Origin of the sequence: Prosthecodimorpha staleyi (genome assembly GCF_018729455.1) — a bacterium.
Classification (GTDB): domain Bacteria; phylum Pseudomonadota; class Alphaproteobacteria; order Rhizobiales; family Ancalomicrobiaceae; genus Prosthecodimorpha; species Prosthecodimorpha staleyi.
Map to the genome: position 1 here is coordinate 88,669 of NZ_JAHHZF010000011.1, position 26,739 is coordinate 115,407.

Sequence of the window (26,739 nt, forward strand, 5' to 3'; positions counted from 1 at the left end):
CTTCATCCGGCTGCCGCATCGCCCTCGCGGCGCGCCGCCTTGGCGGCGATCCGGCTCTCGCGATGCGGCCGCTCCCAGTCGCCGGCCATGATCGAGCCGTAGGGCACGACCTCATCGACCACCTCGGCGAGACCGAAGCGCTCGATCTGGCGGCGTACCGCCTTGGCGTCCTTGTAGGCGCTCGGCAGTTCCGACAGATCCGGGATGCCGGCGTAGAAGCGGGCGTCGATGCCCTTCGTCTCCTCCGCCAGGATATCGGCCTCGGCGCGATGGGCGTTACGGCGCATATGCTCGCGCCGGCCGAAATTGCGGCCGGCGCCGTGCGGGCAGAAGCCGATCCCGTGGGCCGCGTCGCGGCCGCGGGTGATCAGCACCGGCTCGGCCATGTTCAGCGGAATGAGCGTCAGCCCGCTCGAATCCGCCGCGAAATCGGCCCAGGCCGGGGTCGCCCCCTTGGCGTGGTAGTAGCGGCCGTCCGTGCGCTGGAAGACGAAATTATGCTCGTTCCAGAAGCGGTCCTCGGGCGTGACCTGAAGCGCGTCCGCCACGAGGTCGTGGATCGCCCAATGGTTGGCCTTGGTCCAGGCGCGGATCGTCTGCAGGGCCTCCCAGTAGTAGCGGCCCTCGTGGGTCTCCGCCGGGATCCAGGCATTGTGCTCGGGCGTCTCCGGCGACAGCGTCTGGCGCCAGCGCTCGGCGACCGTCATGCCGCGCTTGTAGACCATGGCGCCGGGCTTGCGCGACCCGTGATGGGTGACCATCGCGACCGCGCCGGTCGACTTCAGCCGACCGACGAAGAAGAAATGGTTGCCGTCGCCCTGGGTGCCGAAATGCTCCGCGGCCGGCTGCTGCAGGCCGGACAGGAACGGATTGCCGTCGAAGCGCGCGATCACCTCGTCCGGCGGCGCGATGCGCCGGTCGGGCGCGCGGCCGCCGGGTCCGAAATGCGACAGCACCATGCCGAGATCGAGCACGCGCCTGGGATCGACATCGCCCAGCACGGAGATCGCCACCGAGCAGCAGATGTCGGCCGAGTGCATGCCCGGATGGATGGCGTTCTCGGTCGCCACGATGCCGCCGACGGGAATCGTGCCGAGCGCGGCACCGGCCGGACAGGCATCCGGCATGATCGCGCCGGCAACCGCCGTCGGCAGGCGCATCAGCGCCGCCATGTGGCGCTCGACGGCCGCGATGTTGTCGACCTCGTGGGGATGTTCGGCTTCGATGTTCAGGTGGTAGGCGACCGCACCGGCCGCCTTGAGCGGCACGGTCGCGGGCGGCGCCATTCCGGCGACGGCGGCCCGGATCGCCGTCTCGTCGGCGCCCTCGGCCGCAAGCCGATTGGCCACCGGCAGCGCATCCTTGAACCAGATGCCCGGCGCGAAGCCCCATTCGATCAATTGATGTCCGGTAATGCTCATATCGCGGATCCTCAGAAGGTGATCCCGGCGATAGTCCGAGCGTGCTGAATGTGCCTTGAATGACCGCGGAAGGCAACCGTCCGGAACGCGGCCATGCCCCGGCGCCGGCCCGCAAACCGTTGGGAAGGTGCGCTCCCGGGCGGACGATCAGCTGCGCCGGGCGAGGGCCAGACCGGCCCCCGCACCGACCAGCAGGATGCCGGTGATGCGGTTGGTCAGGCGCCCCTTGAGCGCGAGCACGGCGCGGAAGCGGTCGGCGAGGAGCGCCCAAACGCCGTCGAGCACCACGGCCAGCACCAGGAAGGTCGCGGCGAGCAGCACGAGCTGGCCGCCCGGATCGGCGCCCTCAGCGACGAACTGGGGCAGGAAGGCGCCGTAGAAGATCAGCGTCTTGGGATTGGTCATCGAGACCAGGAACCCGCGCAGCCAGATGGCGCGCACGGATTTCGGCTCGGCGCGCGTCCGCGCGAGATCGGCCGGCGGCGCCCGCCAGGCGCGGATGCCGAGATAGACTAGATAGGCGGCCCCGGCCCAGCGCAGGACGTCGAACAGCCCGGCCATGGCGGCAACCAGGGCGGTCATGCCGGCGACCGTGAGCGCGAGTTGCAGCACCATGGCGGACGACGTGCCGGCGACCGTGACGAGCCCGTAGCGCCAGCCATAGGCCAGCGCATTGGCGACGATCAGCGCCACGTTCGGGCCCGGAATCAGGATCAGCACGACCGTGGCGGCGACGAAGGCGAGGTAGAGCTCCAGGGTCACGGTCGTCTCCTTGGCCGGCAAATCTCAGGCCTATTGGAGTTGGAACGGCATCCGGATCTGCGCGATCTTGCCGGTCGCCGTGTCCTTGACTTCGGCCAGCAGCAGATAGGCGCCCGGCTTCAGACCCTTCGGCACATAGGCGAAATGCAGCATGAACTCGCGGTTCGGATTGCGGCTCTTGAGCTGCAAGGCGCCTGCGCGCGGCGCGATCGCCTCGCTGCCGTCCGGATTGGCGACCGCGATCCGGATCTCGAAGGCGATCTTGTACCAGTCGCCCTCGCGGACATGGCCGAAGCCGAAGGGCTCGGCATAGATGCGCAGCGCCTCGCCGGCCTTGAAACCGGTCCCGGGGCGCGGATCGTAGACGCCGAAGCCCTTCGGATCGTTCTCGACGAACAGAAGCTTGCGCAGTTCCAGCGGCGCCGCCGTCCAGAGGGTATCGGCGGCGCGCGCCAGCGCGTCGAAGGCCTCGCGGCTACGGCCGTCGGCGGCGAGCTTCTCCGCCTCCGCCGCCGCATCGGCGATCGGGCCGGCGCGGGCCGGGGCGGTGCCGGCGGACAGGAACCCGGCACCAAGGCCCGCGACTGCCAGCAGCATGACGGCGCCGAATGCGCGCGCCCTGCCCTGCCGCGGCGCAAGCCGGCAGGCCGGACTCACGGCCCCTGTCGCGGGCCGATCGGTCGGGGCAGGATCGAGACGCATGATTCGAAGCTCCGCCTGTCGGGAGACGGAGCATAGTCCGAGGCCGGCGAGAACGCCACGCAGGGTCAGAGCCATGGAGTGGCGCAGCTTCTTCGAGCGCGACGCGGCGACGGTGGCGCACGGACTGATCGGCGCCCGCCTGACCTTCGCCGGCGCCGGCGGCCGCATCGTCGAAACCGAAGCCTATGAGCGCACCGACCCGGCCTCGCACAGCTTTTCCGGCCCAACGGCGCGCAATGCCGTGATGTTCGGCCCGCCGGGACGGGTCTATGTCTATCGCTCCTACGGCATCCACTGGTGCCTGAACCTGGTCACCGGCCCGGACGGCCACGGCGCGGCGGTTCTGATCCGGGCGATCGAGCCGCTCGACGGCCTCGACGCCATGGCGGCCCGGCGCGGCCTCGCCGATCCGCGCCTGCTGGCCGCCGGCCCGGGCCGGCTCTGCCAGGCGCTCGGCATCACGATCGCCGAAAACGGGCTCGACGTCGCCAGCCTCCCTTTCGGACTGGCGCTATCCGATGAGACCGTGCCGGTCCGGACCGGGCCGCGCATCGGCATCAGCCGGGCGATCGAGCGGCCCTGGCGCTTCGGCCTGGAGGGGTCGCGCTATCTCAGCCGGCCGTTCCGATAGGCCCGGCCGGCGGCGGCGCCGGACACCGGTGCGTCACCGGAGGCGGGCGCGTCACTGGATATGGGCCGGGTCCATCCAGATCAATTCCCAGACATGCCCGTCCAGGTCCTGGAAGCTCGCCCCGACCATGAAACCGTGGTCCATGTCGGGCTTCCATTCCCGCCCGCCGGCGGCCAGCGCGCGGGCCTTCAGGTCGGTGACCTCCTCCCGGCTCGCACAGGAGAGTGCGTTCAGCACCTCCTTGACGCGTTCGGCATCCGCGATCTCGCCCGTGATGAAGTCGCGGAACCGCGGCTCTGTCAGAAGCATCGCGTAGACATGGTTCTCCGCGATCACCATGCAGGCCGCCTCGTCGTTGGTGAACTGCGGATTGAAGGTGAAGCCGAGCGCCTGGAAGAACGCCTTCGAGGCGTTCAGGTCCTTCACCGGCAGGTTGACGAAGATCATGCGCATGCCTGTTCCCTCCTCGAAATCCGGCGTCGCCGGCCATGACAGCGGGACGCACACGGCGCAAGGACGTTCCATCCGCACCGGTGCCGACAGGCCCGCGCCGTCAGTCCGGCTTCGGCGGCCAATGCACCGCAAGCCACACGGTCGGCCCGGCCGGATCGGTCCACAGCACCCAGTGGCGGCGCCGCGCCGGGATCAGCACATGGTCGCCCGGCCGCAGCACCCGGTCGGCCTCGCCGTCGAGACGGAGACAGGCCGAGCCGGCCAGCAGCAGGACCCATTCGTCATGGTCCTGGTCCCAGGGCGCCTCCGCCGGGGTCGACTGTCCGGTCGAGACGATCCGCTCGATGCGCACGCCCTCCCGGGTCAAGATCTGGGTGAAGATCTCGTCGGCGAGCGGCACGGTCGGAAGGGCGTCGAGAAGATTGGTCATGGCACGCAGGATGGCACGGACCGGTATCCGAAATCCGACGGATCGCCGCCGGACCGGTCCCGACCGGTGCTTCCGTCGACGGATGCCGCCATCACCCGGCCGCCCGATGCCGGCGGACGGCACCCTCCCCGTCATGCCCCGGATTGACGGCTTCCCCGGGCACCGTCACGGTGCGCTCGCCCCGGGGTCTGCCGATCCCGTCCTCCAAGCCCCCGAGACCCGCATGCGTCCGATCCGCTGGCTTCTCGTTCTGTGTCTGATCGCCGCGGCGGCCGCCGGCGCCTGGTGGTGGCTGCAACGGCCCCTGGCGGTGGAGACGGTCGCGGTCCGGCGCGGCTCGGCGGCCGAGGTGGTCTATGCGACCGGCGTCGTCGAGCCGGCGCGCTGGGCCAAGGTGCAGCCGGTGGTGCGCGGGCGCATCGTCGATCTCTGCCGCAAATGCGAGGGCGAGACGGTCAGGCTCGGCGAACAGATCGGCCGGCTCGACGACGGCGTCGCGCGGGCGTCGCTCAAGGAGCTGCAGGCGCGCGAGGCCTTCGCGAAGGGCGAACTCGACCGGACCGTGGAACTGCTCGCCCGCCGCGTCGTCAGCCAGCAGGCCTATGACCGGGCGGTCAGCGAATTGTCGCAGATCGAGGCCGCGATCGCGGCACAGACGGCACGGCTCGACGACTATGTCCTGCGCGCGCCGATGGACGGCACCATCCTGCGCCGCGACGGCGAGATCGGCGAGGTCGCCGACACCGCGACGGTGCTGTTCTGGATCGGCATGCCGCGGCCGCTGGAGGTGCTGGCCGAGGTCAACGAGGAGGACATTCCGCGCATCGAGGCCGGCCAGGAGGTGCTTTTGCGCTCCGACGCCTTCCCGGACCGCCGCCTGGAGGGGTCCGTCTCGCGCATCACGCCGAAGGGCGATCCGGTCGCCAAGACCTACCGGGTGCGCATCCAGCTGCCGGACGACACGCCGCTGATGATCGGCATGACGGTCGACATCAACGTCGTCATCCGCCGCAAGGCCGGCACGCTGATTCTGCCGCGCACGGCGCTCGACGGCGACCGGCTGTGGCGCATCGGAGCGGATGGCCGGGCGGTGGCGATCCGGCCGCAGATCGGCATCCGCAGCGCGGCGGAGGTCGAGATCCTGTCGGATCTCGCCGAGGGCGACCGCGTCATCGCGCCGGTGCCGGCCGGGTTCGAGTCCGGCCGGCCGGTGCGCGCCGTGCCGGTCCCCGGAGCGGCCGGGGGCGGCACCGCCTCACCGGGGGCGGCAAAGGGAGCCGCGCCGTGATCCGGCTTCTGTTCGACATCGCCTATACGCATATCGCCGGCCGGCTCCGGCAGACGGTGGTGTCGATCGTCGGCGTGATGCTCGGCGTCGGCTTCTCGATCGCCATGGCGGCGCTGATGCAGGGCTCGCAGGACGACTTCGTCACCCAGTTGATCGATGCCCTGCCGCATGTCTCGGTCAGCGACGAGACCCGCAACCCGCCGCGCCAGCCGGCGCTCGACCGCTTCGATGCGGTCGAACTGCTCGGCCTGAAACCCGACGACGACCGGCGCGGCATCCGCAACCCGACCGAGGTGCTGACGCTGCTGAGGGCCCTCGTGCCGGGCCGGATCGCCCCCGCCCTGACCGGGCAGGCGGTCGCCCGCTACGGCGGCGGCGATGTCGGCCTGGCGGTCGCCGGTATCGAGCCGGCCGCCGAGAAGCGGGTCTCGCGCATCGCCAAGGACATGCGCGAGGGCTCGCTCGACACGCTGGCGGCCGACCCCAACGGCATCGTCATCGGCGACGGGGTGGCGCGCAAGCTCGGCGCCGGGCTCGGCGACCAGATCACGGTCTCGACCAGCCGGGGCATCCTGAAGCGGCTGAAGATCGTCGGCCTGTTCCATACCGGCGTGACCACGCAGGACGACGGCAGCGGCTATGTCGGCCTGAAGGCGGCGCAGATCCTGTTCGAGCGGCCGAACGCCATCAACCAGATCAAGATCCGCCTCGACGAGGTCGGCCTGGCCCGGGCGGTCGCCGCCCGGATCGAGCGCGAGATCGGGTACAAGTCGCTGTCCTGGGAGGAGGCCAACCAGAGCCTCCTGGAGGCCTTCAAGATCCGCAACATCATCATGTTCACGGTGGTCGGCGCGATCCTGTTGGTGGCGGGCTTCGGCATCTACAACATCGTCTCGACCATCGTGCACGAGAAGGCGCGCGACATCGCCATCCTGAAATCGCTCGGCTTCGCTGAGGCCGACATGCGCCACATCTTCCTGATCGAGGGACTGATGATCGGCCTGCTCGGTTCGACCGCCGGCTGGGCGCTCGGCTTCGGGCTGACCGAACTGCTCGGCTCGATCCGTTTCGAGCTCAAGGGTGGCCTGACCGAGGTGACCCATCTGCCGGTCGCACGCGATCCCCTGCACTACCTGATCGCCGCCGTCTTCGCGCTCGGTTCGGCCGGCGTCGCCGGCTTCCTGCCCGCCCGCAAGGCCGCCAAGGTGAAGCCGGTCGACATCATCCGGGGGGCGACGTGACCGCGCCCGGCCCGGCCCCGGACGACGCCGCGATCCCGCTGATCGAGGCGCGCAACGTCACCCGCATCCTGTCGGGCGCGGTCGAGACCACGCTCGTCAGTGACGTCACCCTGTCGATCGGCACCGGCGAATTCGTCGCCGTGACCGGTCCGTCGGGGTCCGGCAAGTCGTCGCTGCTCTATCTGCTCGGCCTGCTCGATCTGCCGACCACCGGCGAGGTCCTGATCCGCGGCCGGCCGACCCACGCCATGAGCGAGGCCGAGCGGGCGGCGACCCGGCTGGCGACGCTCGGCTTCGTGTTCCAGTTCCATTTCCTGCTGCCGGAATTCAGCGCGCTCGGCAATGTCATGATCCCGATGCGCAAGCTCGGACGGCTCGACGCCCGGGCGATGCGCGAGCGCGCCGCCCTGCTGCTCGAACAGCTCGGCCTCGGCGGCCATCTCGACAAGCTGCCCGAACAGCTCTCCGGCGGGCAACGCCAGCGCGTCGCCATGGCCCGTGCGCTCGCCAACGACCCGCCGGTGATCCTGGCCGACGAGCCGACCGGCAGCCTGGACACGCGCTCGTCGGCGCAGGTGCGCGACATTCTCGCCCGGCTGGTCGCCGAGCAGGGCCGGACCGTGGTGGCGGTCACCCACGACCTGACCTTCGCCGAGGCCATGCGCCGGCGCATCCACCTGGTCGACGGCCGGATCGTCTCCGACGAGCGCAACGCGCCGCCGGCGGGCCCCGCTCAGGCGGCCCCCAATCAGGCAGCCCCCACTCAGGCAGCCCCCACTCAGGCAGCGACGTCGTAGCCGGCATCCTCGATCGCGGCGACGAAGGTCTCGCGCGGCGCGGCGGACTCGATCGCAACCTTGCCGCTCGGCAGGTCGATCTCGACGCGCGCGCCCGGATCGGCACGGCCGACCGCCTTCTCGACGCTGCGCACGCAGCCCATGCAGGTCATGCCTTCCACGGTGAGGGTGATCATGGTCATCGGCTCCATTGGCTTGGCGCGGGGTGGAACGGGCCGTCGGGTCCGGACCTGTCGCGGGATATGGACCTTCCCCTTGGGGCAAGGTCAAGGGCGGCGGGACCCGGACGATTGCGGATGGCCCCCGGCCGGGGGAGCCTGCCCGAGGATCCTCAACCCTCGACCGCAACACGCTTTGCCGTCAAGCGGATGGCGCGCTTTGTCGAACCGGCTGAGGATGCCGACAGTGAACTTCAGGCAACGCCCGGAGAGAATGGTTTCGAAACCGTGAATCACGCATAGTGGCCGGTGATTCGAGGGGCCGGCCCGCGCCGGTCCGGGCACTCGAGCGGGTCTATGAATCGCTTCGCCGATCTCTTCATCACCACCTGCATCATCGTCGTCGCCATCGCGGCCGCGGTGGTGCTGCGCTTCCAGGCCGGGTTCGGCTGGGAGACCGCGCTGGTCGGCGGGATCTCGATGCTGGCCGTGCTGACCATCGTCAACATCCAGGGCAACGGCCGGCGCGATCGCGACCGGCTGGCCGCCGAGGTCGCCGGCCTGACGCTGCGGCTCGGCGAACTCGGCCAGGACGTTGCAAACCTGCAGCGCCGCGTCGGCGGGCTGGAGCAGAACCAGGGACGTCGGCAGAACCAGGATGTCGAGGCGGTGGTCGCCGAGGTCGAGGTGATCGGCGCGCTGGTCCGGCAGGTGGTCGAATCGGTCGCCGACATGGAGACGCGCGTCCTGTCGCACCAGGTGCGGAGCGGGGCCGCCGCCGGGCGCACCGCGCCGGCCGCAGCGACGCCGTCCAAGCCGGCGCCGCCGCCCGCACCGGTGGTCGAGGAGCCGACCCTCCTGCCCCGGCGCTTCGCCCATCTCGGCGAGGCCGGCTTTCTCGATCTCGTCCGCCGGGCCATCGAGGCCAATCGGATCGACATCCACCTGCAGCCGATCGTGACACTGCCGCAGCGCCGCATCCGCTACTATGAGGCACTGACGCGGCTGCGCACCGAGGACGGCGATACGATCTACCCGTCCGACTATATTCCGCTCGCCGAAGCCTCCGGCATCATGCCGATGCTCGACAATCAGATCCTGTTCCGGACGGTGCAGATCCTGCGACGGCTGGTCACCCGGACCAAGGATATCGGGCTCTTCTGCAACATCTCGATGGCGAGCCTCGGCGACACGGCCTTCTTCCGCGAGTTCGTCGCCTTCCTGGAGGCCAACCGCGCACTGTCCGACACGCTGGTGTTCGAGTTCACCCAGCGCCAGATCAAATCGATGAACCCGATCGAATACGAAGCCCTGCGCAGCCTGCAGTCGACGGGCTTCCGCTTCTCGGTCGACCAGGTTTCCGACCTGAGGCCGAGCTTCCAATTGATGGCCGAGCGCGGCTTCAAGTTCGCCAAGATCGGTGCCGAGCGCATCCTGAACCGGATGGACGAACTCGGCGCCGACATCCACCCGGCCGATCTGGCCAATTTCTTCGCCCGTTTCGGCATCGACCTGATCGTCGACCATGTCGAGAGCGAGACGCAGGTCGTGGAACTGCTCGATTTCGGCGTGCGCTTCGGCCAGGGCTTCGTCTTCTCGCCGCCGCGCCCGGTCCGCAGCGACGTGCTGCAAAGCGCGATCGAGCCGCCGTCCGCCGAACCGGTGCCGACCGTCTCGCCGACCGCCACCATGGCGACGCCGGGCATGACGCCGCCCACGACACCGCCGCCGGCCCGGATGGAACCGCCGGTGCGCGCAGACAAGCCAAAGCCCGCGGCCGAGCCGCGTCGCAACGCGCTCGGGCGGGCCATCGCTCAAAAGACCTGAGGGCTCAACGCGGCGGCCGGTCCGGTGAAACCGGGGCGCCGTCGTCCCAGGTGGGTCGGATCAGTCGAACAGCTTGTCGATATCTTCCTGGTCGGACATCGAGAAGAAGTCGTCGACATCGGATTGCGACACGCCCTGACCCTTCATCTGCGGGCCGTTCAGCATCAACTCGCGCATGCGGCGCTCGTCGTCGCTTTCCTCCACGGTCTCTTCAGGGCCGGTTTCGGCAAGATTGAGCCGCTGGGCGAGCGATTCGATGCGCTCGTCGATCCAGGACAGCGTCTTGACGACCTTGCGGATGCGCTGGCCGGTCAGGTCCTGGAACGAGCAGGCCTCGAAGATGACGATCATCTTGTCGTCGACGAGTGCCTTGTAGGCGACCGGATCGGTGGCATCGGCCGCCATGATCGCCTCGGCCGCCGCCATGATCGTTTCCGTCGCATCCTGGGTCGACTCGACCACGGCATCGAGCTCGCGGCCGGCTTCAGGGATGCGCTCGAAACGGAACTGATCGGGCCGCAGGTCGCGGATTTCCCGCTTCAGGGACGAGATCTGCTCCGCGATGCTGCGGAATTCCGCATGCAGCATCTTGTCGGTGGTCGCCACAGCCTCGTCGAGGCTCTGCGCCATCCGCTCGGCCAGGTCCATGACGTCGTTGAGCTTGACGTCCTCGCGGTCCTGCTGGAGGAATTCCACCACCCGGCCGATCTCGGTCGCCGTCGGCTGCGCCATGTGCAAGTCCCCTTCCACGGCCGGATGCCGAGAGGCTCGGCCGGCCGTGTTGCTTCCGAAAATCGCCAAATCAGTCGTTGAAGACCGCTTCGATCTTGCCCTTCAACGTCTGCGCGTTGAACGGCTTCACGATATAGTTGTTCACGCCGGCCTTCTTGGCGGCGATCACGTTCTCGGTCTTGGACTCGGCGGTGACCATGATGAACGGAGTCTTGGCCAGCGACGTGTCGGCCCGAACATGCTTGAGCAGTTCGTAGCCGGTCATCGGTTCCATGTTCCAGTCGGAAATGACCAGACCGTAGCGCCGATCCTTCATCTTGGCGAAAGCCTCGGTTCCGTCGGAAGCCTCGTCCACATCCTCGAAACCGAGCTGCTTCAGCAGGTTGCGGATGATGCGGATCATGGTCTTGTAGTCATCGACGACGAGGATCGGCATCGAAAGATCGAGCGCCATCTGTTAAACTCCACTCCTCGGCGGCCCAGTCCCCTCCGGGCGGTGCCGTAACACTTCGGTTCCGGTTGGTGAGCCCTCATGTGCCCCCGCCCGCTTCCCGACCGTCACATTAGCCAGACCTTCGAAAATTTCCGTTAATGCCGAAAATTCGCTTTGAATGAGACCGCGACCGCGCGTCGCCGGGCCGAGACCATGTGGTGACTTGCCAAGTGCGGCGCCCGGCGCCAAGGTCCGGCCGCATCGATGCCGGGGGTCCGGCAGGCGCCGGAGCCCGGCCGAAGGGGCGACGGTGCGTCATCGTCGCGCGAAGCGAGGCCGCTCCATGACCGTGCCGGTCCTGAATTCCTACTATTTCGAAGACCTCAAGATCGGAATGCGCGAAACCATCCTGAAGACGGTCATGGATTCCGATGTGGTCGGTTTCGCGCAGATCTCCGGCGACGACAATCCGCTGCACCTGTCCGACGTCTATGCGTCGAAGACCCGTTTCGGCCAGCGCATCGCGCATGGCCTCTATACGGCGAGCCTGATATCGGCCGTGCTCGGCACGCGCCTGCCGGGACCGGGCGCGGTCTACATGTCGCAGACGCTGAATTTCATGGGCCCGGTCCGGATCGGCGACGTGGTGGTGGTCGATGTCGAGGTGATCGAACTGGTCGAGAAGGGCCGCCGCTGCCGGCTGCATTGCGAATGCTCGGTCGACAACCAGGTCGTCCTGGAAGGCGAGGCGACCGTGATGGTGCCCGGCCGGCCCAAGCCGACCATTTAAAGGAACTATCGGTCGAAGCCGGCCATCCAAAAAGAACCACCGCCCAAAGGCGGCCACTTGAACAGAACCACCGGCCGAAGCCGGCCGTCCGAACGGAACCGCCGGCCCAAGCCGACGCCGTCAGGCGGACCGGCGGGCCAACCCGGCCTGCGGCACGGACCCGGGGCGGTCGACGGACCTTCGGTCGCTTGACCCTGACGGCGCGGCGTTGCAGGGTCCGGCCGACTTGGTTCCCTCGGAAGATCCCGTCCGCCCATGCATGATCCGGCCGCTCCGGCGCCCCGCCCCTTCGCCCTTGCCGAAAGCCTGGATGCGTTTCCGGAGAGCCTCCGCGGCGGCATCGTCGCGATCGGCAATTTCGACGGGCTGCATCGCGGCCATCAGGCGGTGCTCGATGCCGCCTCGACGCGGGCCGAGACGGCCGGCCGGCCGGCCTTCGCGATGACCTTCGAGCCGCATCCACGCAGCGTGTTCCGGCCCGACACGCCGGTGTTCCGGCTGACGCCACCCGGCCCGAAGGCCCGGCTGATCCGCGCCGCGGGTCTCGACGGGCTCCTGGTGCTGCCCTTCGACCGCGACTTCGCCGCCCGCTCGGCGGATGATTTCGTCGGCGACATCCTGGTCGGCCGGCTCGGCGTCGCCGAAGCGGTGGTCGGCTGGGACTTCCATTTCGGACGCGGGCGCGGCGGCTCGCCGGCCTTCCTGGCGGCCGAGGGGGCGGCGCGCGGCTTCGCGGTTTCGGTGATCGAGGCCTTCCAGGACGAGGGCGGCGGGCCGGTCTCGTCGAGCCGCATCCGCGACGCGCTGGCGGCCGGCGATCTGGGCCTTGCCAACGGGCTGCTCGGCTATCGCTGGTTCGTCGAAGGCACCGTCATCCACGGCGAGAAGCGCGGCCGCGATCTCGGCTTCCCGACCGCCAATGTCCGGCTCGGCGCCGATTGCCGGCTGGCCCATGGGGTCTATGCGGTCACCTTCACGGTCGACGGGGTGCAGCATCACGGCGTTGCCAATTACGGGCGCCGGCCGCAATTCGATAACGGCGCACCGCTGCTCGAGACCTTCGTGTTCGACTTCAAGGGCGACCTCTACGGCCGCACCGTCCAGATCGGCTTCGCCTCCTATCTCCGGCCGGAACTGCGCTTCCCGAGCGTCGAGGCGCTGATTGAGCGGATGGGCGAGGATTGCGCCGAGGCGCGCGCCGTGCTCGCCGCCATGGGCCCCGGCACCGCGCTCGACCGCCGGCTGGCCGAACTGGCGTAGCAGCGGCGGCTTGACCGGTACAGCCCGTGGGCTGACTTGAAGCGGACTTCCCTCGCGGGCGTGCGGCTGATAGAACCGCGGGCCATCGTTCCACCCCGGGAACCCAGTGCATGCGCCGGTTCTTTGCGATCGTGCGGCCCGCCCGCCGAATTACGGGCCCGGCTTCGTCCGGGCGCGATTGATCGCGGCCGGTCGAAGTCCGGGACCTGCGTGCCGACACCCGACCTTCCCGCCGGCCGCTTCCGGCTTTCCAGCCGCGGCCGGCCCGTCCCGATCGCTTCGAGAACACCGATGACCGAATCCACCGCACCTGCCGCCGCCCGCGACTATTCCGAGACGCTTTTTCTGCCCGTCACCGATTTCCCGATGCGCGCCGGCCTGCCCGAGAAGGAGCCGCAGATCCTGGCGCGCTGGGAGAAGGGCAACCTCTACCGGCGCCTGCGCGCAAAGGCCAAGGGCCGGCCGCTGTTCGTGCTGCATGACGGCCCGCCCTATGCCAACGGCAACCTGCATATCGGCCACGCGCTCAACAAGATCCTGAAGGACGTGATCACGCGCGCCAAGCAGATGGACGGCTTCGACAGCAACTACGTGCCGGGCTGGGACTGCCACGGCCTGCCGATCGAATGGAAGATCGAGGAGCAGTATCGCGCCGCCGGCAAGAACAAGGACGAGGTGCCGATCGTCGAGTTCCGCCAGGAATGCCGGCAGTTCGCCGAGCACTGGATCGGCGTGCAGGCGGCCGAGTTCAAGCGCCTCGGCGTGACCGGCGACTTCGCCGATCCCTACACCACCATGGCCTTCCAGGCCGAAGCAGTGATCGCCGCCGAACTGCAGAAATTCGCCGTTTCCGGCCAGCTCTACCGCGGCTCCAAGCCGGTCATGTGGTCGGTGGTCGAGAAGACCGCCTTGGCCGAGGCCGAGGTCGAGTATCAGGACTACCAGTCGGACACGATCTGGGTGAAGTTCCCTGTGAAAGCGCTCCTAGACACAGTCACTGGCGCGCATTACTCTCGAACTGCTTTTATTGCAAACTTTGACCATAACGAAAATGAGTGGATATTCAATGATCAGCCTGCCACCGAAAAGATAGATCTATTTATTTCCGCATTGAAGGCAGTAAAGAACTCCTCGGATTTGTCTGTCGTCATCTGGACCACAACTCCCTGGACCATCCCGGGCAACCGGGCGATCTCCTTCTCGTCCAAGATCGAATACGGCCTCTACGAGGTCACCGAGGCGCCCGAAGGCAACTGGGCCAAGGCCGGCGACCGGCTGATCCTGGCCGACAAGCTCGCCGACGACGTCTTGAAGCAGGCCAAGGCGACCGCCTGGGCGAAGCGCGCCGCCGTGCCGGCCGAGGTGCTGGCGGGTCTCGTCTGCGCCCATCCGCTCGCCGCGCTCGGCTACGGCTTCCAGGTGCCGCTGCTCGACGGCGACCATGTCTCCGACGATGCCGGCACCGGCTTCGTCCACACCGCGCCCGGCCACGGCCGCGAGGACTTCGAGATCTGGACCCACAATGCCCGCGCGCTCGCCGCGCGCGGCATCGACACCGCCATCCCGTTCACGGTCGACGACGACGGCTTCCTGACCCGCGAGGCGCCGGGCCTCGAGGGCCGGCGCGTGATCACCGACAAGGGCGAGAAGGGCGACGCCAACGGCGCCGTGATCGCCGCGCTGGTGGAGGCCGGCGCGCTCCTGGCGCGCGGCCGGCTGAAGCATCAGTATCCGCATTCCTGGCGCTCCAAGAAGCCGGTCATCTTCCGCAACACGCCGCAATGGTTCATCCATATGGACCGTGACATTGCCGGCGCGGGCGACACGCTGCGCGCCCGCTCGCTCAAGGCGATCGGCGAGACCACCTTCTATCCGCCGCAGGGCCAGAACCGGCTGCGCGGCATGATCGAGGCCAAGCCCGACTGGGTCGTCTCGCGCCAGCGCGCCTGGGGCGTGCCGATCGCCGTGTTCCGCCACCGCGAGACCGGCCGCCTCGCGCCGGGACCGGAGTTCGACCGCAACGACGACCTGATCGGGCGCATCCGCGCAGCCTTCGAGGCCGAAGGCGCCGATCCCTGGTTCACGCCGGAGGCGCGCGAGCGCTTCCTCGGCGGCCTCGTCAACGATCTCGACGCCTGGGAGAAGGTCACCGACATTCTCGACGTGTGGTTCGATTCCGGCTCCACCCACGCCTTCGTGCTGGAAAAGCGCCCGGATCTGAAATGGCCGGCCGACATGTATCTCGAGGGCTCGGACCAGCATCGCGGCTGGTTCCATTCCTCGCTGATCGAGAGCTGCGGCACGCGCGGCCGCGCGCCCTACGATTCGGTGCTGACCCACGGCTTCGTCATGGCCGAGGACGGGCGCAAGATGTCGAAGTCGCTCGGCAACATCGTCGCCCCGCAGGACGTGATCAAGACCTCCGGCGCCGACATCCTGCGGCTCTGGGTGGTGACCTCCGACTATGCCGACGATCTGCGCATCGGCCCGGAGATCATGAAGACCAATGCCGAGGCCTATCGGAAGATGCGCAACACCCTGCGCTGGATGCTGGGCACGCTGGCCCATCACGATCCGGCCGCCGAGGTCGCGCTCGCCGACATGCCTGAGCTGGAACGCTCCATGCTGCACCGGCTCTGGGAGGTCGGCGAGGCGGTTCGCGAGGGCTACGCCGCCTATGACTTCAAGCGTGTCGTCAATGCGCTGATGAACTTCATGGTCGTCGACCTGTCGGCCTACTATTTCGACATCCGCAAGGATGCCCTCTACTGCGATCCGCACTCCTCGGTGCGCCGGCGCGCGGCGCTGACCGTGGTCGACCGCCTGTTCGACGCGATCGTCACCTGGCTCGCCCCGATGCTGCCCTTCACCATGGAGGAGGCCTGGACGCTGCGCCACGGCGATCCGGACCGCTCGGTGCATCTGGAGCAGTTCCGGGCGCCCGACGCCGCATGGCGCGACGACGCGCTCGCCGCCCGCTGGGCGCGCATCCGCCGGGTGCGCCGGGCGATCACCGGCGCGCTCGAACTGGAGCGGGCCGCCAAGCGGATCGGCTCCTCGCTCGAAGCCGCCCCGATCGTCCACATCGCCGATCCGGACCTCATGGCCGCGGTCGCCGGCATCGATCTCGCCGAGATCGCCATCACCAGCGGCGTGACGGTGGTCGCCGGCGAGGGCCCGGCGACGGCGATCCGCATCGACGAGGTCGCGGGCGTCGCCGTCGAACCCGCCCGGGCCGAGGGCCGCAAATGCGCCCGGTCCTGGAAGATCAGCGCCGAGGTCGGCACCGATCCCGACTATCCGGACCTGACCCCGCGCGACGCCGCCGCGATGCGCGAGTGGGAAGCCCGCCGGACCGCCGCCTGACCCGACGGCCCGCAGAGGCCCGCCCCTCCCTTCGCGCCCCGACCGGGCGCGAAGGGTTTCCGACGACCGACCGGAGCCCGCCATGTCGCCCCGCCTTCTCGGCCTGATCGTCGCCGCCCTCGGCCTCGTGCTGGACCAGGCGAGCAAGCAATATGCGCTGAACGGGATCGAGTTGGGCGTCAACGGCCCGGTCCGGATCGCGCCCTTCGCCGAGTTCCGGCTGATCTGGAACTACGGCATCTCCTACGGCCTGTTCCGGCAGGAGGGCGATCTCGGCCGCTGGCTGCTGGTCGCCCTGTCGGTCGCCGCCTCGGTGGCGATCCTGGTCTGGATGGCGCGCAGCACGTCGCGCCTCGTCGCCGTCTCGCTCGGCTTGATCCTCGGCGGGGCGATCGGCAACGCCATCGACCGGGCCGTCTACGGCGCAGTGATTGATTTCGTGCATCTGTTCCTGCCGGACCGGTCGCTGTCCTGGTATGTGTTCAACCTCGCCGACATGTGGATCGTTGCCGGTGTGGCCGGCCTCCTGTATGACATGGCCTTCCATGGCCCCAAGAGCGCCACAAAGTCGGGCTCTTCGTGAGACGTGATTTTGACCGGCGGACGGACGGGAGTCGGTCGCCGTCGACGCTTCGGCCGAGGCTGCGGCGCCAAGACCATCCGGACCGCGACACGGCCGGGCGACCTGCCTGGGGCGGGCCGAACAGCAGGGATAGCGCATGATCCACCTGATCCGTCTCGCCCGCCCTGCGGTCCTCGCCGGCCTCATCGCCCTCGGCGGCTGCGCCAGCGCGACCAACGGCTTCGAGGACGAGCAGACCGGCGAACAGCGCGACACCAATCTGGTCAAGGGTTTCATGGCCGGCATCGGGGCGATCGACCCGAGCGAGAAGCCGGTCGAGTACAAGCCGCGCTCGCCGCTGGTGGTGCCGCCGAAGCGCGACCTGCCGGCGCCGCAGGATGCCGACGTGGCGCTGGCGCGCAGCAACTTCCCCAAGAACCCGGAAGACCGCCAGCGCGATCTCGACAAGTTCGGCCGCGACGATCCGGACGCTTCCAAGACCTGGACGCCGGATCAATTGGCCAAATACAAGCTGGCCAGCCGGCCGGCCGGCACCTCCGGCGGCCCCGGCGATACGTCGCGCCGTCTGACGCCGGACGAGATGGCCGGCCAGTTCAAGGTCAACCGCGAGGCCATCGCGGCGCGCGAAGGCCGCAGCAAGGGCCTGACCGACCTGCCCAAGGACTATCGGACGCCCTCGCCCAAGGCGCCGGTCGATCCGGAAGCCGCCGAGCAGAAGTCGAGCAGCTGGAAGCCGACCTGGTGGCCGCTCTGAGCGGCAGACCCATAGCACAACCTGACCTCTCCAAGAACGAATCGCGCGCCCACCGGCGGGAGCCGGTGTGTCCTGTCGACTGCGCGTGAGAGTCTCACCGCGTCGACCCTGCCGAATGGTCGCAGACGGGCGGATGGACGACCCGGCAGCGATCGACGGCGGAGCGTGCGAAAGCCCCTGATTCTCGATCGACCCGGGCGGCGCCGGTCCTTGGCCGCAATCCGGCCGCACCGGTAGTCCGTAACAGAGGGCCGGCCGCTCCGGAGCAGCCATTCGCGAAGGGTCACGCAAGCGTGACGCTGGCGGCATAGGCACTCGATTGACTGTCGCTATAGTGTTGCACCGACCGAACCCGAGACTTCGAGGACAAAGCCCAGTGACGCAACCGGTCTCCGTGCCCGCTACCGTCCATCCGCTCCGCGCGCGTCTCGCCGCCGCGCTCCTCACCGTCGCCCTGGCCGGCCTGCCGATCCCGGCCGGTGCCGACACGGCGCTGCAGGGCAGCGCGACGGCGACCGCCGCGAATGCGCTTCCGCCCGCCCCCGAGATCGGCGGCAACGTCACCAGCTTCACGCTCGGCAACGGGCTGCAGGTCGTGGTCGTGCCCGACGCCCGCGCGCCGGTCGTCACCCATATGGTCTGGTACAAGGTCGGTTCCGCCGACGAGCCCAAGGGCAAGTCCGGCATCGCCCACTATCTCGAACATCTGATGTTCAAGGGCACGCGCGACAATCCGGCCGGCGCCTTCTCCAAGAAGGTCTCGGAGATCGGCGGCCAGGAGAATGCCTTCACGTCGAACGACTATACCGGCTATTTCCAGCGCGTCGCGAAGGAACACCTGCCGCTGATGATGCGCCTGGAGGCCGACCGCATGGCCAACCTGCGGCTCGTCGAGGCGACCGCGAAGCCCGAGTTGCAGGTCGTACTCGAGGAGCGCTCGCAGCGCACCGACAACGACCCCTCCGCCCAGCTCGGCGAGGCCATGGAGGCGGCGCTCTATCAGGCGAGCCCCTACCGCATTCCGGTGATCGGCTGGCGCCACGAGATCGAGCAGTTGACCTACAAGGACGCCATGGCGTTCTACGATCTCTGGTACACGCCCAACAATGCCGTGCTGATCGTCGCCGGCGATGTCGACCCGGCCGCGGTGCGCAAGCTGGCCGAGGAGACCTACGGCAAGGTTCCGCGCCGCGCCGAGCCCGGCATCCGCAACCGGCCGACCGAGCCCGAGGCGCTGGCCAGTCGAACCGTGACGCTGGCCGACGAGCGCGTCAACCAGCCGAGCCTGCGCATGGCCTGGGTGGTGCCGTCCTACCGCACGGCCGCGAAGGGCGAAGCTGAGGCGATCGACCTGCTCGCCGAAGTGGTCGGCTCGGGTCCGACCAGCCGGCTCTATCGCGAACTGGTCATCGACAAGGGCCTCGCCGCCTCGGCCGGCGGCTACTACCAGTCGACCGCCTGGGACGACACCAAGATCATGTTCTATGCGACGCCGCGCGACGGCGTCACCCTCGACCAGCTCAAGGCGGCCGTCGACGAGGTCCTGGCCGCGGTGGTGCGCGACGGCGTCAGCGAGACCGAACTCAACCGCGCCAAGCGCAAGATCGTCGCCAACGCCATCCACGCCCAGGACAGCCAGGCCTCGCTCGCCCGCATCTTCGGAACGGCGCTGACCACCGGGTCGACCGTCGAGGATGTGCGCACCTGGCCGGCCAAGGTCTATGCCGTTACGCCGGACGACGTGAAGAAGGCGGCCACCACCTATCTGCGCAAGGACATCGCCACCACCGCCTTCCTGGTTTCCGCCCCGCCGACGGGCAAGAAGCCGACCGCCCGCGCGCAATGGCCGGTCGCCGGTCCGGGTTCGGGTGCGATCCGCTGACCCGATCGCCCCTCGCCCCCTCGCCCCGCGCCGCAACGACCACAAGGAACGATCCGGCATGATGTCCGTCGTCCGCCAGTCCATCCGCCGCGCCACCGGCGCCCTCGCCCTCGCCGCCGGCATCGGCCTGACGGCGCTCGCCGCCGGCCCGGCCGAGGCGGTCCAGATCCAGCGCGTCGTCAGTCCCGGCGGCATCGAGGCCTGGCTCGTCGAGGAGCAGGCGGTTCCGCTGATCGCCGTCAACTTCGCCTTCAAGGGCGGCAATGCCCAGGATCCGGACGGCAAGGCCGGTCTCGCCAATCTCCTCTCGACCCTGCTCGACGAGGGCGCCGGCGATATGGACGGGCAGACCTTCCAGGGCCGTCTCGAAGATCTGTCGATCCGGCTCGCCTTCGAGGATTCCCGAGACGCCTTCTACGGCGAGATGAAGACGCTGTCGGCGCATCGCGACGAGGCCTTCGACCTGCTCCGCCTGTCGCTGACCAAGCCGCGCTTCGACGACGACGCCGTCGAACGGATGCGCGTGCAGGCGATCTCGGGGCTGCGCCGCGAGAAGCGCGATCCCGATACCGTCGCGAGCCGGCTGTGGGCCCGGTCGATCTTCCCGAACCATCCCTACGGACGCCCGTCCAACGGCGATGAGGCTTCGGTGGCGGCGATCACCGTGCAGGACATCCGCGACTTTCACGGTCGCGTCTTCGCCCGCGACGGGCTCAAGATCGGCGTCGTCGGCGCGATCGATGCCAAGACGCTGGCGCCCCTGCTCGACCGCGTGTTCGGCGACCTGCCCGCCCGCCAGCGCCTGACCCCGGTCGCCGAAGTCGCGCCCCTGTCCGGGCTGACCGTCTCGGAGACGATCCCGAACCCGCAGACCGTGATCCGGCTGTCGGCCGAGGGCCTGAAACGCAAGGATCCGGACTTCATCGCCGCCTATGTGATGAACCATATCCTGGGCGGCGGCTCCTTCTCGTCCTGGCTCTATACGGAGGTGCGCGAGAAGCGGGGGCTGGCCTATTCGGTCTATACCTCGCTCGCCCCCTACGACCATACCGGCGTCTTCTACGGCGGCCTCGGCACCCGTGCCGACCGGGCCGCGGAAAGCATCCGGGTGATCCGCGACGAGATCAAGCGGATGGCCGAGGTCGGCCCGACGCCGGCTGAACTCGACAAGGCCAAGTCCTATCTGACCGGCTCCTACGCCCTGCGCTTCGACACCTCCGACAAGATCGCCGGCCAGTTGCTCGCCATCCAGATGGACGATCTCGGCATCGACTATATCGACAAGCGCAATGCGCTGGTCGACGCCGTGACGCTCGCCGATGTGAAGCGGGTCGCCGCACGGCTGTTGTCCAAGCCGCTGACCGTGGTGACCGTCGGCCCCGGCGGCAGCTGAACCGATCAGGAACCCGTCCATTCCGAAAGGAAAAAGCCCGCCGCTCGGTCAGAGAGCGGCGGGCTTTTCAGTTGTCTTGGGGACTCTTGCGGGCCGGTATGCGCTTCTTGAGGCGCGGCCGATCGTCGGGACGTCGGCATGGAGAGAGGGTCCGGCTCTTCTTGTTGATCAGATGCTGCGCCAGAACTGCGGATTGGTGCCGGACTGCATCGAGACCCAGCGGATATCGGTCCCGCGCCAGGGCCGGATGTCGTCGGTGCGATTGTCGAGCACGAAGTCGCCCTTGTCGGTCCTGACGATCAGCACCGCGTGCCCCTCACCGTCGGGCAGGCGCCCGATCGCCAGGCGCAGCGCCGAAGCCGGCCAGCCGGCCGCGACCAGGCGATGGCGCTTGGTGATGGCGAAATCCTCGCAGTCGCCCGATTTCGGCGCCAGGCTCCACTGGTCGATCACGCCGGGGCCGGTTCTGTCGTTGAGCGGGATGATGGCCCGGTTGACCGCCCTGTTGATGGTCTCAAGCGCGGCGAAGCGGGCGCCGGTCATCGAGACATGCATCGCGCGAACCAGGCTCGGCTTGCGGCATTCGGCCGGCTGGGTTTGACAGAACATGACATGCCCCATCGGGCTGACCGACCAGCCGCCTTCCCGGATCAGGCCCGAACGGGCCTTCTTGAAGTGGGTTGCGGTGCCCGAGAGATTGAACGCCTGCCCGGTCCCGGACATGACCCAAATGGCGGCGGCGGCAGCAATGAAGAACTTGACATTGCGCATCGTCGAAATTTCCCAACTCGATGCGCGAACGATTATCTACAGTATTTATCCTTTTCAATGTTAATGACAATTGGAAATTCGATGAGTTAATTACAATGCGAACACATTTGGCGACGATGCACGAGAAAAGCATGCAATGTTTTCTGTGCGTCCGATCTCTCTTTATTTCCATGTCTTGTGTTAAGAAGAAACATTTCAGAACGACTGGCTATATTTTCCTCATGGCTATTTTTCAGGCATGGCAGATGCGAACAGCCGATATCGCTCCGGAGGCGCGCGGAAACGCCGAATCCGGCCGGCCCCGCCGGACAGGCGGCAGCCGGGCCACTCGGCTCGATGGCGGGGGATCGGACGCCGGCCGGTCAGTTCGCCGGCTTCAGCCGGCGCGCGCGAAGACCCTGCGGCCGGCCACCCAGGTGCCGGCCACGGCCCGGTCGTCGCCGAGCACGGCGAGGGCGAAGAGGCGATCCTCGACGCTTTCGGAAAGATCGTCGCGGGCGGCCAGCACCGGCGTGGCGCGCGGATCGAGCAGGACGATATCGGCCCACTTACCGGCCTCGAGGCTGCCGATCTCGGCATCGAGATGCAGCAGCCGTGCATTGGCCAAGGTGGCCAGATAGAAGGCACGGCCCCCGGCGAGGCGCCGGCCGGCCAGCATGGCGACCTTGTAGGCCTCGCCCATGGTGGTCAGCATCGAGTAGCTGGTGCCACCGCCGATATCGGTCGCAAGACCGAAGTCGACCGGGCGGGCCGGGGCGCCGACATGGCCGAGATCGAACAGGCCGGAGCCCAGAAAGGTGTTCGAGGTCGGGCAATGCACCACGGCCGAGCCCGTCTCCGACAGGCGCCGGCATTCGTCGTCGGACAGGTGGATGCCGTGGGCGAACAGACAGGTCGGGCCGACCAAACCGAAGCGCTCGTAGACCGCCGTATAGTCGCGATCGTTCGGGAACAGGACCCGGACGGTCTCGATCTCGCGCCGGCTCTCGGACAGATGCGTCTGCATCAGGCAGCCGGGATGGGCCTTCAGAAGCGCGCCGGAGACCTCGAGCTGGGCCTCCGTCGACGTGATGGCGAAGCGCGGGCTGATCGCGTAACGCAGGCGGCCGCGGTTGTGCCAGCGCGCGATCAGGTCCTGCGTGTCGCGCGCGCCACTCTCGACATCGTCGAGCACGACCGGCGGCGCATTGCGGTCCATCATGGTCTTGCCGGTCGCCAGCGCCATGCCGCGCCGCGCCGCGGTCGCGAACAGCACCTCGGCGGCCCCTTTGTGGACGGACGAGAAGGCGAGCGCCGCCGTGGTGCCGCTCGAAAGCAGGCGGTCGAGGAAGATTTCCGCGGCGACCTCGGCATGGCTTCGGTCGGCGAAGCGGCCCTCTTCCGGGAAGGTGAAGCGGGCGAGCCAGTCGAGCAGGTCGCGGCCCGGCGCGGCCAGCATGCGGTATTGCGGGAAATGGATATGCGCGTCGATGAAGCCGGGGGCGAGGATCATCTCGCCGAAATCCTCGCGCGCCGTGATGCCGAGGCCGGGCGGCAATTCGGCGAGCGGGCCGGTCCAGGCGATGCGGCCGTCGTCGCCGATCGCGATCGCGCCGTGCTCCTCCCAGCGCAGCGCGCCGCTGCCGTCGATCTCGGGATCGCCGGTAAAGGACAGGGTGCGGCCGGTGAGAAGCCTCATGGTACCTCCTTCAGGCGGCGTGGTGCGCCGCCATGCCGGCAACAAAGCGGATCATGGCCTCGACCGCCAGGCCCAGATCGGTGACGCTGGTGAACTCGGCCGGGTTGTGGCTGATGCCGCCGCGCGAACGGACGAACAGCATCGCCGACGGGAAGGCGCGCGCCATCGCCATGGCGTCGTGGCCGGCGCCGGAGGGCAGGCGCCGGGTCGATTCGCCGAGCGAGGCGACCGCCGCGGCGAGCCCGGTCTGCAGCTCTTCGTTCATCGGACAGGTCGGCACGTCGGCAAAACGCTCGAAGCGGATCTTGACGCCGCGGCGCTGGGCGATCTGGTCGGCCTCGTAGCGGATGCGCTCGATGGCGGCCAGACGCGGCGCGTCGGCGCTGGCCCGGATGTCGAGCGTCGCCTCGACCTCCGACGGGATGACGTTGGTGGCGCCCGGCTTCACGTCGACCCGGCCGATCGTGGCGACCAGATTGGCGGTACCCTCGCGCGTGGCACGCTCAATGAAGGTGGCGAGTTCGGCCAGTGCCGCGAAGGCGTCCCGACGCAGGCCCATCGGCACGGTGCCGGCATGGCCGGCCTCGCCGGTGATCAGGATGCGGAAGCGCGACTGGCCGGCGATCGAGGTGACCACGCCGAGCGGTTCGCCCTGGTGCTCGAGCACCGGTCCCTGCTCAATATGCAGTTCGACATAGCCGATCACCGAGCCGGGCGGGATGACCGCCTCGCGGATGCGCGCCGGATCGCCGCCATGGGCGCGGATCGCATCGCGCAGCTTGATGCCGTTGCGGTCGGCCGTGTCCAGCCACTCGCCGCGATAGGTGCCGGAGACCGCAGAGGACGAGGACAGCGAACTGGGGAAGCGGACGCCCTCTTCGTCGCCGAAGGCCAGGACCTCCAGTCCGAACGGCAGCGCGATGCCGCGCGCGCGCAATTCCTCGACCACCATCAGGCCGGCGACGACGCCGAGATTGCCGTCATACTTGCCGGCGTCGATGACCGTATCGATGTGAGAACCGATCAGAAGGCGCCGATTGGCCTGCGGACCCGGGGCCGACGGTGCCAGGAAGCCGCGCACCGTGCCGATCGCGTCTTCGGCCACGTCGAGGCCGCGGTCGCGCATCCAGTCGGCGACCTGATCGGCCGCACGCCGGTGGGCGGGCGAGAGATAGAGCCGCGTGATGCGGCCGGGCTCGTCGGTGATCGCGGCCAGGCGGTCGAGCAGGTCGAGCGTCCGGGTTCCGAGATCGTGGATCATCATCATGTCGGCCATGGCGGGCTCTTCGAAGGGCTCAATCGGGCGTGACCCGATCCTCAATGCGGAAGCGGAAGATTCGGCTGATCTGACCGAGCGCATTTTCGAACTCCACCGCCGGCGCGTTGCCGACGCGCTCGGTGAAGGATTCGAGGATGCGGTGCTTGGTGGCGCCCTTGACGGCCAGGATGAAGGGGAAACCGAAGCGGGCGCGGTAGCGGTCGTTCAGATCGGTGAACCGTGCATATTCCTCGTCCGTCAGCGTGTCGAGGCCGGCGCCGGCCTGCTCCCTCACCGAATCCGCCGCCATACTGCCGGCGCGCGCAGCCCGGCCGGCCAGATCCGGATGGGCGTTGACCAGCTTCAGTTGCAGGTTGCGCGGCGCCGTGCGTACGGCCTGCGCGAAGGCCAGCACCATCGCCTCGCGCGAGGCGAACGGGCGCAGCGCACCGGCCGCCTCCGCCACCCAGGGCGAATGTTCGGCCACGTCTCCGAAGCGATCGACGAAGCGCTCGATCGGCAGGATGTTCACGTCGGAAAGGCTGATCACCGGATCGCTGCCCTCACTGGCGGGCGACCCAGGCGCCGAGCGTGCGGCGCTCGTCGTCGGTCATCCCGGTCTCGTTGCCCAGCGGCATCACATCGGACTTCACGGCCTGCTGGTCGATCAGCACCGCATAGCGGCGGATGTCCTCGATCGTCTCCAGCATGACCCCCTTCGGCGGCTCGCCGAAACCCTCGTGGCGCGGCTTGGCGGCATGGCACATGGTGCAGTGCTTGGCGGCGATCCTGATCACGTCCTGATCGCTCGCCGCAAGCCCCGCCAAGCGCGGATCGGTCTTCGGCGCGGTCAGCCAGAGCGCCCCGACCAGACCGAGCGCGGCGAGGCCGAGCGCCCAGGCGATCTTGGCGACCGGATCGCCGGCCTCGTGGCGGACCATGAAATGCCGGACCATGCCGCCGACGATCAGGATCAGCGCCACCACCGCCCAGGCCTGCGGATGGCCGGTCAGCATCGAATAGTGGTTCGACACCATCATCAGCAGGACCGGCAGGGTCAGGTAGGTGTTGTGCACCGAGCGCTGCTTGCCGATGGCGCCGTATTTCGGATCGGGCGCCTCGCCCTTGATCAGCGCGGCGACGATCTTGCGCTGGTTCGGCACGATGATCATGAACACGTTGGCGGCCATGATGGTGCCGACGAAGGCGCCGACATGGATCAGCGCGCCGCGGCCCGAGAAGACATGGCTGAAGGCCCAGGAGGCCGCGACGATCATCAGGAACACGGTCACGGCCAGAAGCGCGGTGTTGCGGCCGATCGGGGAGCGGCAGACCGCGTCATAGACCGCCCAACCGGCGGCGAGCCCCGCGACCGAGATCGCGATCGCCTGCCAGGAGGCGAGCGCCATCACCTTCGGGTCGATCAGGAATGCCTTGGCATTCCAATAGTATTGGACGATCAGCAGCGCGAAGCCGGACAGGAAGGTGAGATAGGCCTCCCATTTGAACCAGACGAGATCGTCCGGCAGTGCCTTCGGAGCGACCAGATACTTCTCGACATGATAGAAGCCGCCACCATGGACCTGCCAGACCGTGCCGGAAACGCCCTCGTTCATGCGCTCGCGCTTCCGCAGCGAGACGTCGAGGCCGATATAGTAGAAGGAGGCGCCGATCCAGCCGATGCCGACGACGAGGTGAAACCAGCGGATCAGGAGATTGAGCCAGTCGGCGGCAAAGGCTTCCATGGGCGGGTCCGTCCGGGAGGATCGCGGTCCGGCGGATGCCGGCGCGCGCGGGGCCTAGCAAGTTTCGTGCATGGCGCGGCGGCAGGAGATGCGGGCGGCGATCGTGCCGGTCGCGACCGGTGCCGGAAGGCCGGCCGGGCCAACGGTCGGCGCGGAAGACGGTCGACCGATCGGCGGGGCCATAGGACAATCGCCGGGACCGGCGGCCCGCCGAAGCGACAGGCCAGGAACACGGCACCCCGAAGAGGGTGGCTTTCGGTTTCGGAGCCGTGGCGCGCGCCGGAGCCTCGCGCCACCGGTCAAAGACCGACGCCGGCGGTGCGGAATTCGGCCGGCTGATGCGGCGGTCGCCGTGGACCGCGCGCGATGCCGCCCGCGACGACC

Annotated in this window: 25 protein-coding genes; 12 read left to right on the plus strand and 13 right to left on the minus strand. The window is 68.7% G+C overall.

Annotation, left to right across the window (positions count from 1 at the left end):
• Nucleotides 1-2: 2 nt before the first annotated feature.
• From KL771_RS21035 to KL771_RS21045, 3 genes are all read right to left on the minus strand, one after another.
• Nucleotides 3-1,421 (minus strand): RtcB family protein, encoded by a 1,419-nt coding sequence (locus KL771_RS21035; RefSeq protein WP_261970475.1) that lies wholly within the window; start codon nt 1,419-1,421, stop codon nt 3-5.
• A 147-nt stretch (nt 1,422-1,568) separates the two neighbouring features.
• Nucleotides 1,569-2,183 (minus strand): LysE family translocator, encoded by a 615-nt coding sequence (locus KL771_RS21040; RefSeq protein WP_261970476.1) that lies wholly within the window; start codon nt 2,181-2,183, stop codon nt 1,569-1,571.
• A 30-nt stretch (nt 2,184-2,213) separates the two neighbouring features.
• A complete protein-coding gene (locus KL771_RS21045) occupies nt 2,214-2,780 on the minus strand; it encodes a hypothetical protein (protein WP_261970477.1) in 567 nt (188 codons plus the stop codon).
• Nucleotides 2,781-2,958: 178 nt separating this feature from the next.
• Between KL771_RS21045 and KL771_RS21050 the strand changes: the two genes are divergently transcribed.
• Entirely contained in the window at nt 2,959-3,516 is a 558-nt protein-coding gene (locus tag KL771_RS21050) for a DNA-3-methyladenine glycosylase (RefSeq protein WP_261970478.1), read from the plus strand.
• Between the two features lie 51 nt (nt 3,517-3,567).
• On the opposite strand, the gene KL771_RS21055 is transcribed toward KL771_RS21050, so the two are convergent.
• Nucleotides 3,568-3,969, minus strand: a complete 402-nt coding sequence (locus KL771_RS21055) for a VOC family protein (RefSeq protein ID WP_261970479.1) — start codon at nt 3,967-3,969, stop codon at nt 3,568-3,570.
• Between the two features lie 100 nt (nt 3,970-4,069).
• Nucleotides 4,070-4,399 (minus strand): cupin domain-containing protein, encoded by a 330-nt coding sequence (locus KL771_RS21060; protein ID WP_261970480.1) that lies wholly within the window; start codon nt 4,397-4,399, stop codon nt 4,070-4,072.
• A gap of 223 nt (nt 4,400-4,622) precedes the next feature.
• On the opposite strand from KL771_RS21060, the gene KL771_RS21065 reads away from it, so the two are divergent.
• The 3 genes from KL771_RS21065 to KL771_RS21075 are packed head-to-tail and all read left to right on the plus strand — an operon-like array spanning nt 4,623 to nt 7,725.
• Nucleotides 4,623-5,687 carry an efflux RND transporter periplasmic adaptor subunit gene (locus KL771_RS21065; RefSeq protein WP_261970481.1) on the plus strand — a complete coding sequence of 355 codons (1,065 nt, stop codon included), beginning with the start codon at nt 4,623-4,625 and terminating at the stop codon, nt 5,685-5,687.
• The gene (locus KL771_RS21070; RefSeq protein WP_261970621.1) at nt 5,687-6,928 is read left to right on the plus strand and encodes an ABC transporter permease; all 1,242 of its coding nucleotides are present in this window, start codon (nt 5,687-5,689) and stop codon (nt 6,926-6,928) included. The genes KL771_RS21065 and KL771_RS21070 overlap by 1 nt, the downstream gene beginning before the upstream one ends.
• The gene (locus KL771_RS21075; protein WP_261970482.1) at nt 6,925-7,725 is read left to right on the plus strand and encodes an ABC transporter ATP-binding protein; all 801 of its coding nucleotides are present in this window, start codon (nt 6,925-6,927) and stop codon (nt 7,723-7,725) included. The genes KL771_RS21070 and KL771_RS21075 overlap by 4 nt, the downstream gene beginning before the upstream one ends.
• On the opposite strand, the gene KL771_RS21080 is transcribed toward KL771_RS21075, so the two are convergent.
• Nucleotides 7,707-7,901 carry a heavy-metal-associated domain-containing protein gene (locus KL771_RS21080; protein WP_261970483.1) on the minus strand — a complete coding sequence of 65 codons (195 nt, stop codon included), beginning with the start codon at nt 7,899-7,901 and terminating at the stop codon, nt 7,707-7,709. The two genes, KL771_RS21075 and KL771_RS21080, sit on opposite strands and share 19 nt — an antisense overlap.
• A gap of 339 nt (nt 7,902-8,240) precedes the next feature.
• Here KL771_RS21080 and KL771_RS21085 point away from each other — a divergent pair, with 339 nt between their 5' ends.
• Entirely contained in the window at nt 8,241-9,710 is a 1,470-nt protein-coding gene (locus tag KL771_RS21085; protein WP_261970484.1) for an EAL domain-containing protein, read from the plus strand.
• A gap of 60 nt (nt 9,711-9,770) precedes the next feature.
• On the opposite strand, the gene KL771_RS21090 is transcribed toward KL771_RS21085, so the two are convergent.
• Together KL771_RS21090 and KL771_RS21095 are read right to left on the minus strand one after the other, a co-directional pair.
• Nucleotides 9,771-10,442, minus strand: a complete 672-nt coding sequence (locus tag KL771_RS21090; RefSeq protein ID WP_261970485.1) for a protein phosphatase CheZ — start codon at nt 10,440-10,442, stop codon at nt 9,771-9,773.
• 70 nt (nt 10,443-10,512) lie between these two features.
• Nucleotides 10,513-10,896 carry a response regulator gene (locus KL771_RS21095; RefSeq protein ID WP_054358575.1) on the minus strand — a complete coding sequence of 128 codons (384 nt, stop codon included), beginning with the start codon at nt 10,894-10,896 and terminating at the stop codon, nt 10,513-10,515.
• Nucleotides 10,897-11,218: 322 nt separating this feature from the next.
• Between KL771_RS21095 and KL771_RS21100 the strand changes: the two genes are divergently transcribed.
• From KL771_RS21100 to KL771_RS21130, 7 genes are all read left to right on the plus strand, one after another.
• Nucleotides 11,219-11,665: a MaoC family dehydratase gene (locus KL771_RS21100; protein WP_261970486.1), complete on the plus strand. Its 447-nt coding sequence runs from the start codon at nt 11,219-11,221 to the stop codon at nt 11,663-11,665.
• A 255-nt stretch (nt 11,666-11,920) separates the two neighbouring features.
• Complete coding sequence (locus tag KL771_RS21105) at nt 11,921-12,925, plus strand: bifunctional riboflavin kinase/FAD synthetase (protein ID WP_261970487.1); 1,005 nt, start codon at nt 11,921-11,923, stop codon at nt 12,923-12,925.
• Nucleotides 12,926-13,216: 291 nt separating this feature from the next.
• Nucleotides 13,217-16,291 carry an isoleucine--tRNA ligase gene (ileS, locus tag KL771_RS21110; RefSeq protein ID WP_261970488.1) on the plus strand — a complete coding sequence of 1,025 codons (3,075 nt, stop codon included), beginning with the start codon at nt 13,217-13,219 and terminating at the stop codon, nt 16,289-16,291.
• Nucleotides 16,292-16,373: 82 nt separating this feature from the next.
• Nucleotides 16,374-16,874: a signal peptidase II gene (gene lspA, locus KL771_RS21115; protein WP_261970489.1), complete on the plus strand. Its 501-nt coding sequence runs from the start codon at nt 16,374-16,376 to the stop codon at nt 16,872-16,874.
• Between the two features lie 136 nt (nt 16,875-17,010).
• Nucleotides 17,011-17,628 (plus strand): hypothetical protein, encoded by a 618-nt coding sequence (locus tag KL771_RS21120; protein WP_261970490.1) that lies wholly within the window; start codon nt 17,011-17,013, stop codon nt 17,626-17,628.
• A 376-nt stretch (nt 17,629-18,004) separates the two neighbouring features.
• Nucleotides 18,005-19,510 (plus strand): M16 family metallopeptidase, encoded by a 1,506-nt coding sequence (locus tag KL771_RS21125; RefSeq protein ID WP_261970491.1) that lies wholly within the window; start codon nt 18,005-18,007, stop codon nt 19,508-19,510.
• 58 nt (nt 19,511-19,568) lie between these two features.
• Nucleotides 19,569-20,903, plus strand: coding sequence for a M16 family metallopeptidase (locus KL771_RS21130; protein ID WP_261970492.1), 1,335 nt, complete (start codon nt 19,569-19,571; stop codon nt 20,901-20,903).
• 168 nt (nt 20,904-21,071) lie between these two features.
• Here KL771_RS21130 and KL771_RS21135 read toward each other — a convergent pair whose 3' ends face one another.
• From KL771_RS21135 to KL771_RS21155, 5 genes are all read right to left on the minus strand, one after another.
• On the minus strand, nt 21,072-21,674 hold the full coding sequence (locus KL771_RS21135) for a transglutaminase-like cysteine peptidase (RefSeq protein WP_261970493.1): 603 nt from the start codon (nt 21,672-21,674) through the stop codon (nt 21,072-21,074).
• A gap of 376 nt (nt 21,675-22,050) precedes the next feature.
• Nucleotides 22,051-23,352, minus strand: coding sequence for a guanine deaminase (gene guaD, locus KL771_RS21140; protein ID WP_261970494.1), 1,302 nt, complete (start codon nt 23,350-23,352; stop codon nt 22,051-22,053).
• A 10-nt stretch (nt 23,353-23,362) separates the two neighbouring features.
• Entirely contained in the window at nt 23,363-24,628 is a 1,266-nt protein-coding gene (locus KL771_RS21145; protein ID WP_261970495.1) for an allantoate amidohydrolase, read from the minus strand.
• 19 nt (nt 24,629-24,647) lie between these two features.
• Nucleotides 24,648-25,160 (minus strand): 2-oxo-4-hydroxy-4-carboxy-5-ureidoimidazoline decarboxylase, encoded by a 513-nt coding sequence (gene uraD, locus KL771_RS21150; protein WP_261970496.1) that lies wholly within the window; start codon nt 25,158-25,160, stop codon nt 24,648-24,650.
• Between the two features lie 13 nt (nt 25,161-25,173).
• Nucleotides 25,174-26,355, minus strand: coding sequence for a urate hydroxylase PuuD (locus KL771_RS21155; protein ID WP_261970497.1), 1,182 nt, complete (start codon nt 26,353-26,355; stop codon nt 25,174-25,176).
• Between the last annotated feature and the right edge of the window lie 384 nt (nt 26,356-26,739).

Coding starts and splice junctions, on each gene's coding strand:
- KL771_RS21155 (WP_261970497.1), bottom strand. CDS start 26,355: ATGGAAGCCTTTGCCGCCGACTGGCTCAATCTCCTGATCCGCTGGTTT.
- KL771_RS21145 (WP_261970495.1), bottom strand. CDS start 24,628: ATGGCCGACATGATGATGATCCACGATCTCGGAACCCGGACGCTCGAC.
- KL771_RS21050 (WP_261970478.1), top strand. CDS start 2,959: ATGGAGTGGCGCAGCTTCTTCGAGCGCGACGCGGCGACGGTGGCGCAC.
- KL771_RS21135 (WP_261970493.1), bottom strand. CDS start 21,674: ATGCGCAATGTCAAGTTCTTCATTGCTGCCGCCGCCGCCATTTGGGTC.
- KL771_RS21080 (WP_261970483.1), bottom strand. CDS start 7,901: ATGATCACCCTCACCGTGGAAGGCATGACCTGCATGGGCTGCGTGCGC.
- KL771_RS21045 (WP_261970477.1), bottom strand. CDS start 2,780: ATGCTGCTGGCAGTCGCGGGCCTTGGTGCCGGGTTCCTGTCCGCCGGC.
- KL771_RS21090 (WP_261970485.1), bottom strand. CDS start 10,442: ATGGCGCAGCCGACGGCGACCGAGATCGGCCGGGTGGTGGAATTCCTC.
- KL771_RS21085 (WP_261970484.1), top strand. CDS start 8,241: ATGAATCGCTTCGCCGATCTCTTCATCACCACCTGCATCATCGTCGTC.
- ileS (WP_261970488.1), top strand. CDS start 13,217: ATGACCGAATCCACCGCACCTGCCGCCGCCCGCGACTATTCCGAGACG.
- KL771_RS21060 (WP_261970480.1), bottom strand. CDS start 4,399: ATGACCAATCTTCTCGACGCCCTTCCGACCGTGCCGCTCGCCGACGAG.
- KL771_RS21105 (WP_261970487.1), top strand. CDS start 11,921: ATGCATGATCCGGCCGCTCCGGCGCCCCGCCCCTTCGCCCTTGCCGAA.
- KL771_RS21055 (WP_261970479.1), bottom strand. CDS start 3,969: ATGCGCATGATCTTCGTCAACCTGCCGGTGAAGGACCTGAACGCCTCG.
- KL771_RS21130 (WP_261970492.1), top strand. CDS start 19,569: ATGATGTCCGTCGTCCGCCAGTCCATCCGCCGCGCCACCGGCGCCCTC.
- guaD (WP_261970494.1), bottom strand. CDS start 23,352: ATGAGGCTTCTCACCGGCCGCACCCTGTCCTTTACCGGCGATCCCGAG.
- lspA (WP_261970489.1), top strand. CDS start 16,374: ATGTCGCCCCGCCTTCTCGGCCTGATCGTCGCCGCCCTCGGCCTCGTG.
- KL771_RS21120 (WP_261970490.1), top strand. CDS start 17,011: ATGATCCACCTGATCCGTCTCGCCCGCCCTGCGGTCCTCGCCGGCCTC.
- KL771_RS21065 (WP_261970481.1), top strand. CDS start 4,623: ATGCGTCCGATCCGCTGGCTTCTCGTTCTGTGTCTGATCGCCGCGGCG.
- KL771_RS21095 (WP_054358575.1), bottom strand. CDS start 10,896: ATGGCGCTCGATCTTTCGATGCCGATCCTCGTCGTCGATGACTACAAG.
- KL771_RS21035 (WP_261970475.1), bottom strand. CDS start 1,421: ATGAGCATTACCGGACATCAATTGATCGAATGGGGCTTCGCGCCGGGC.
- KL771_RS21100 (WP_261970486.1), top strand. CDS start 11,219: ATGACCGTGCCGGTCCTGAATTCCTACTATTTCGAAGACCTCAAGATC.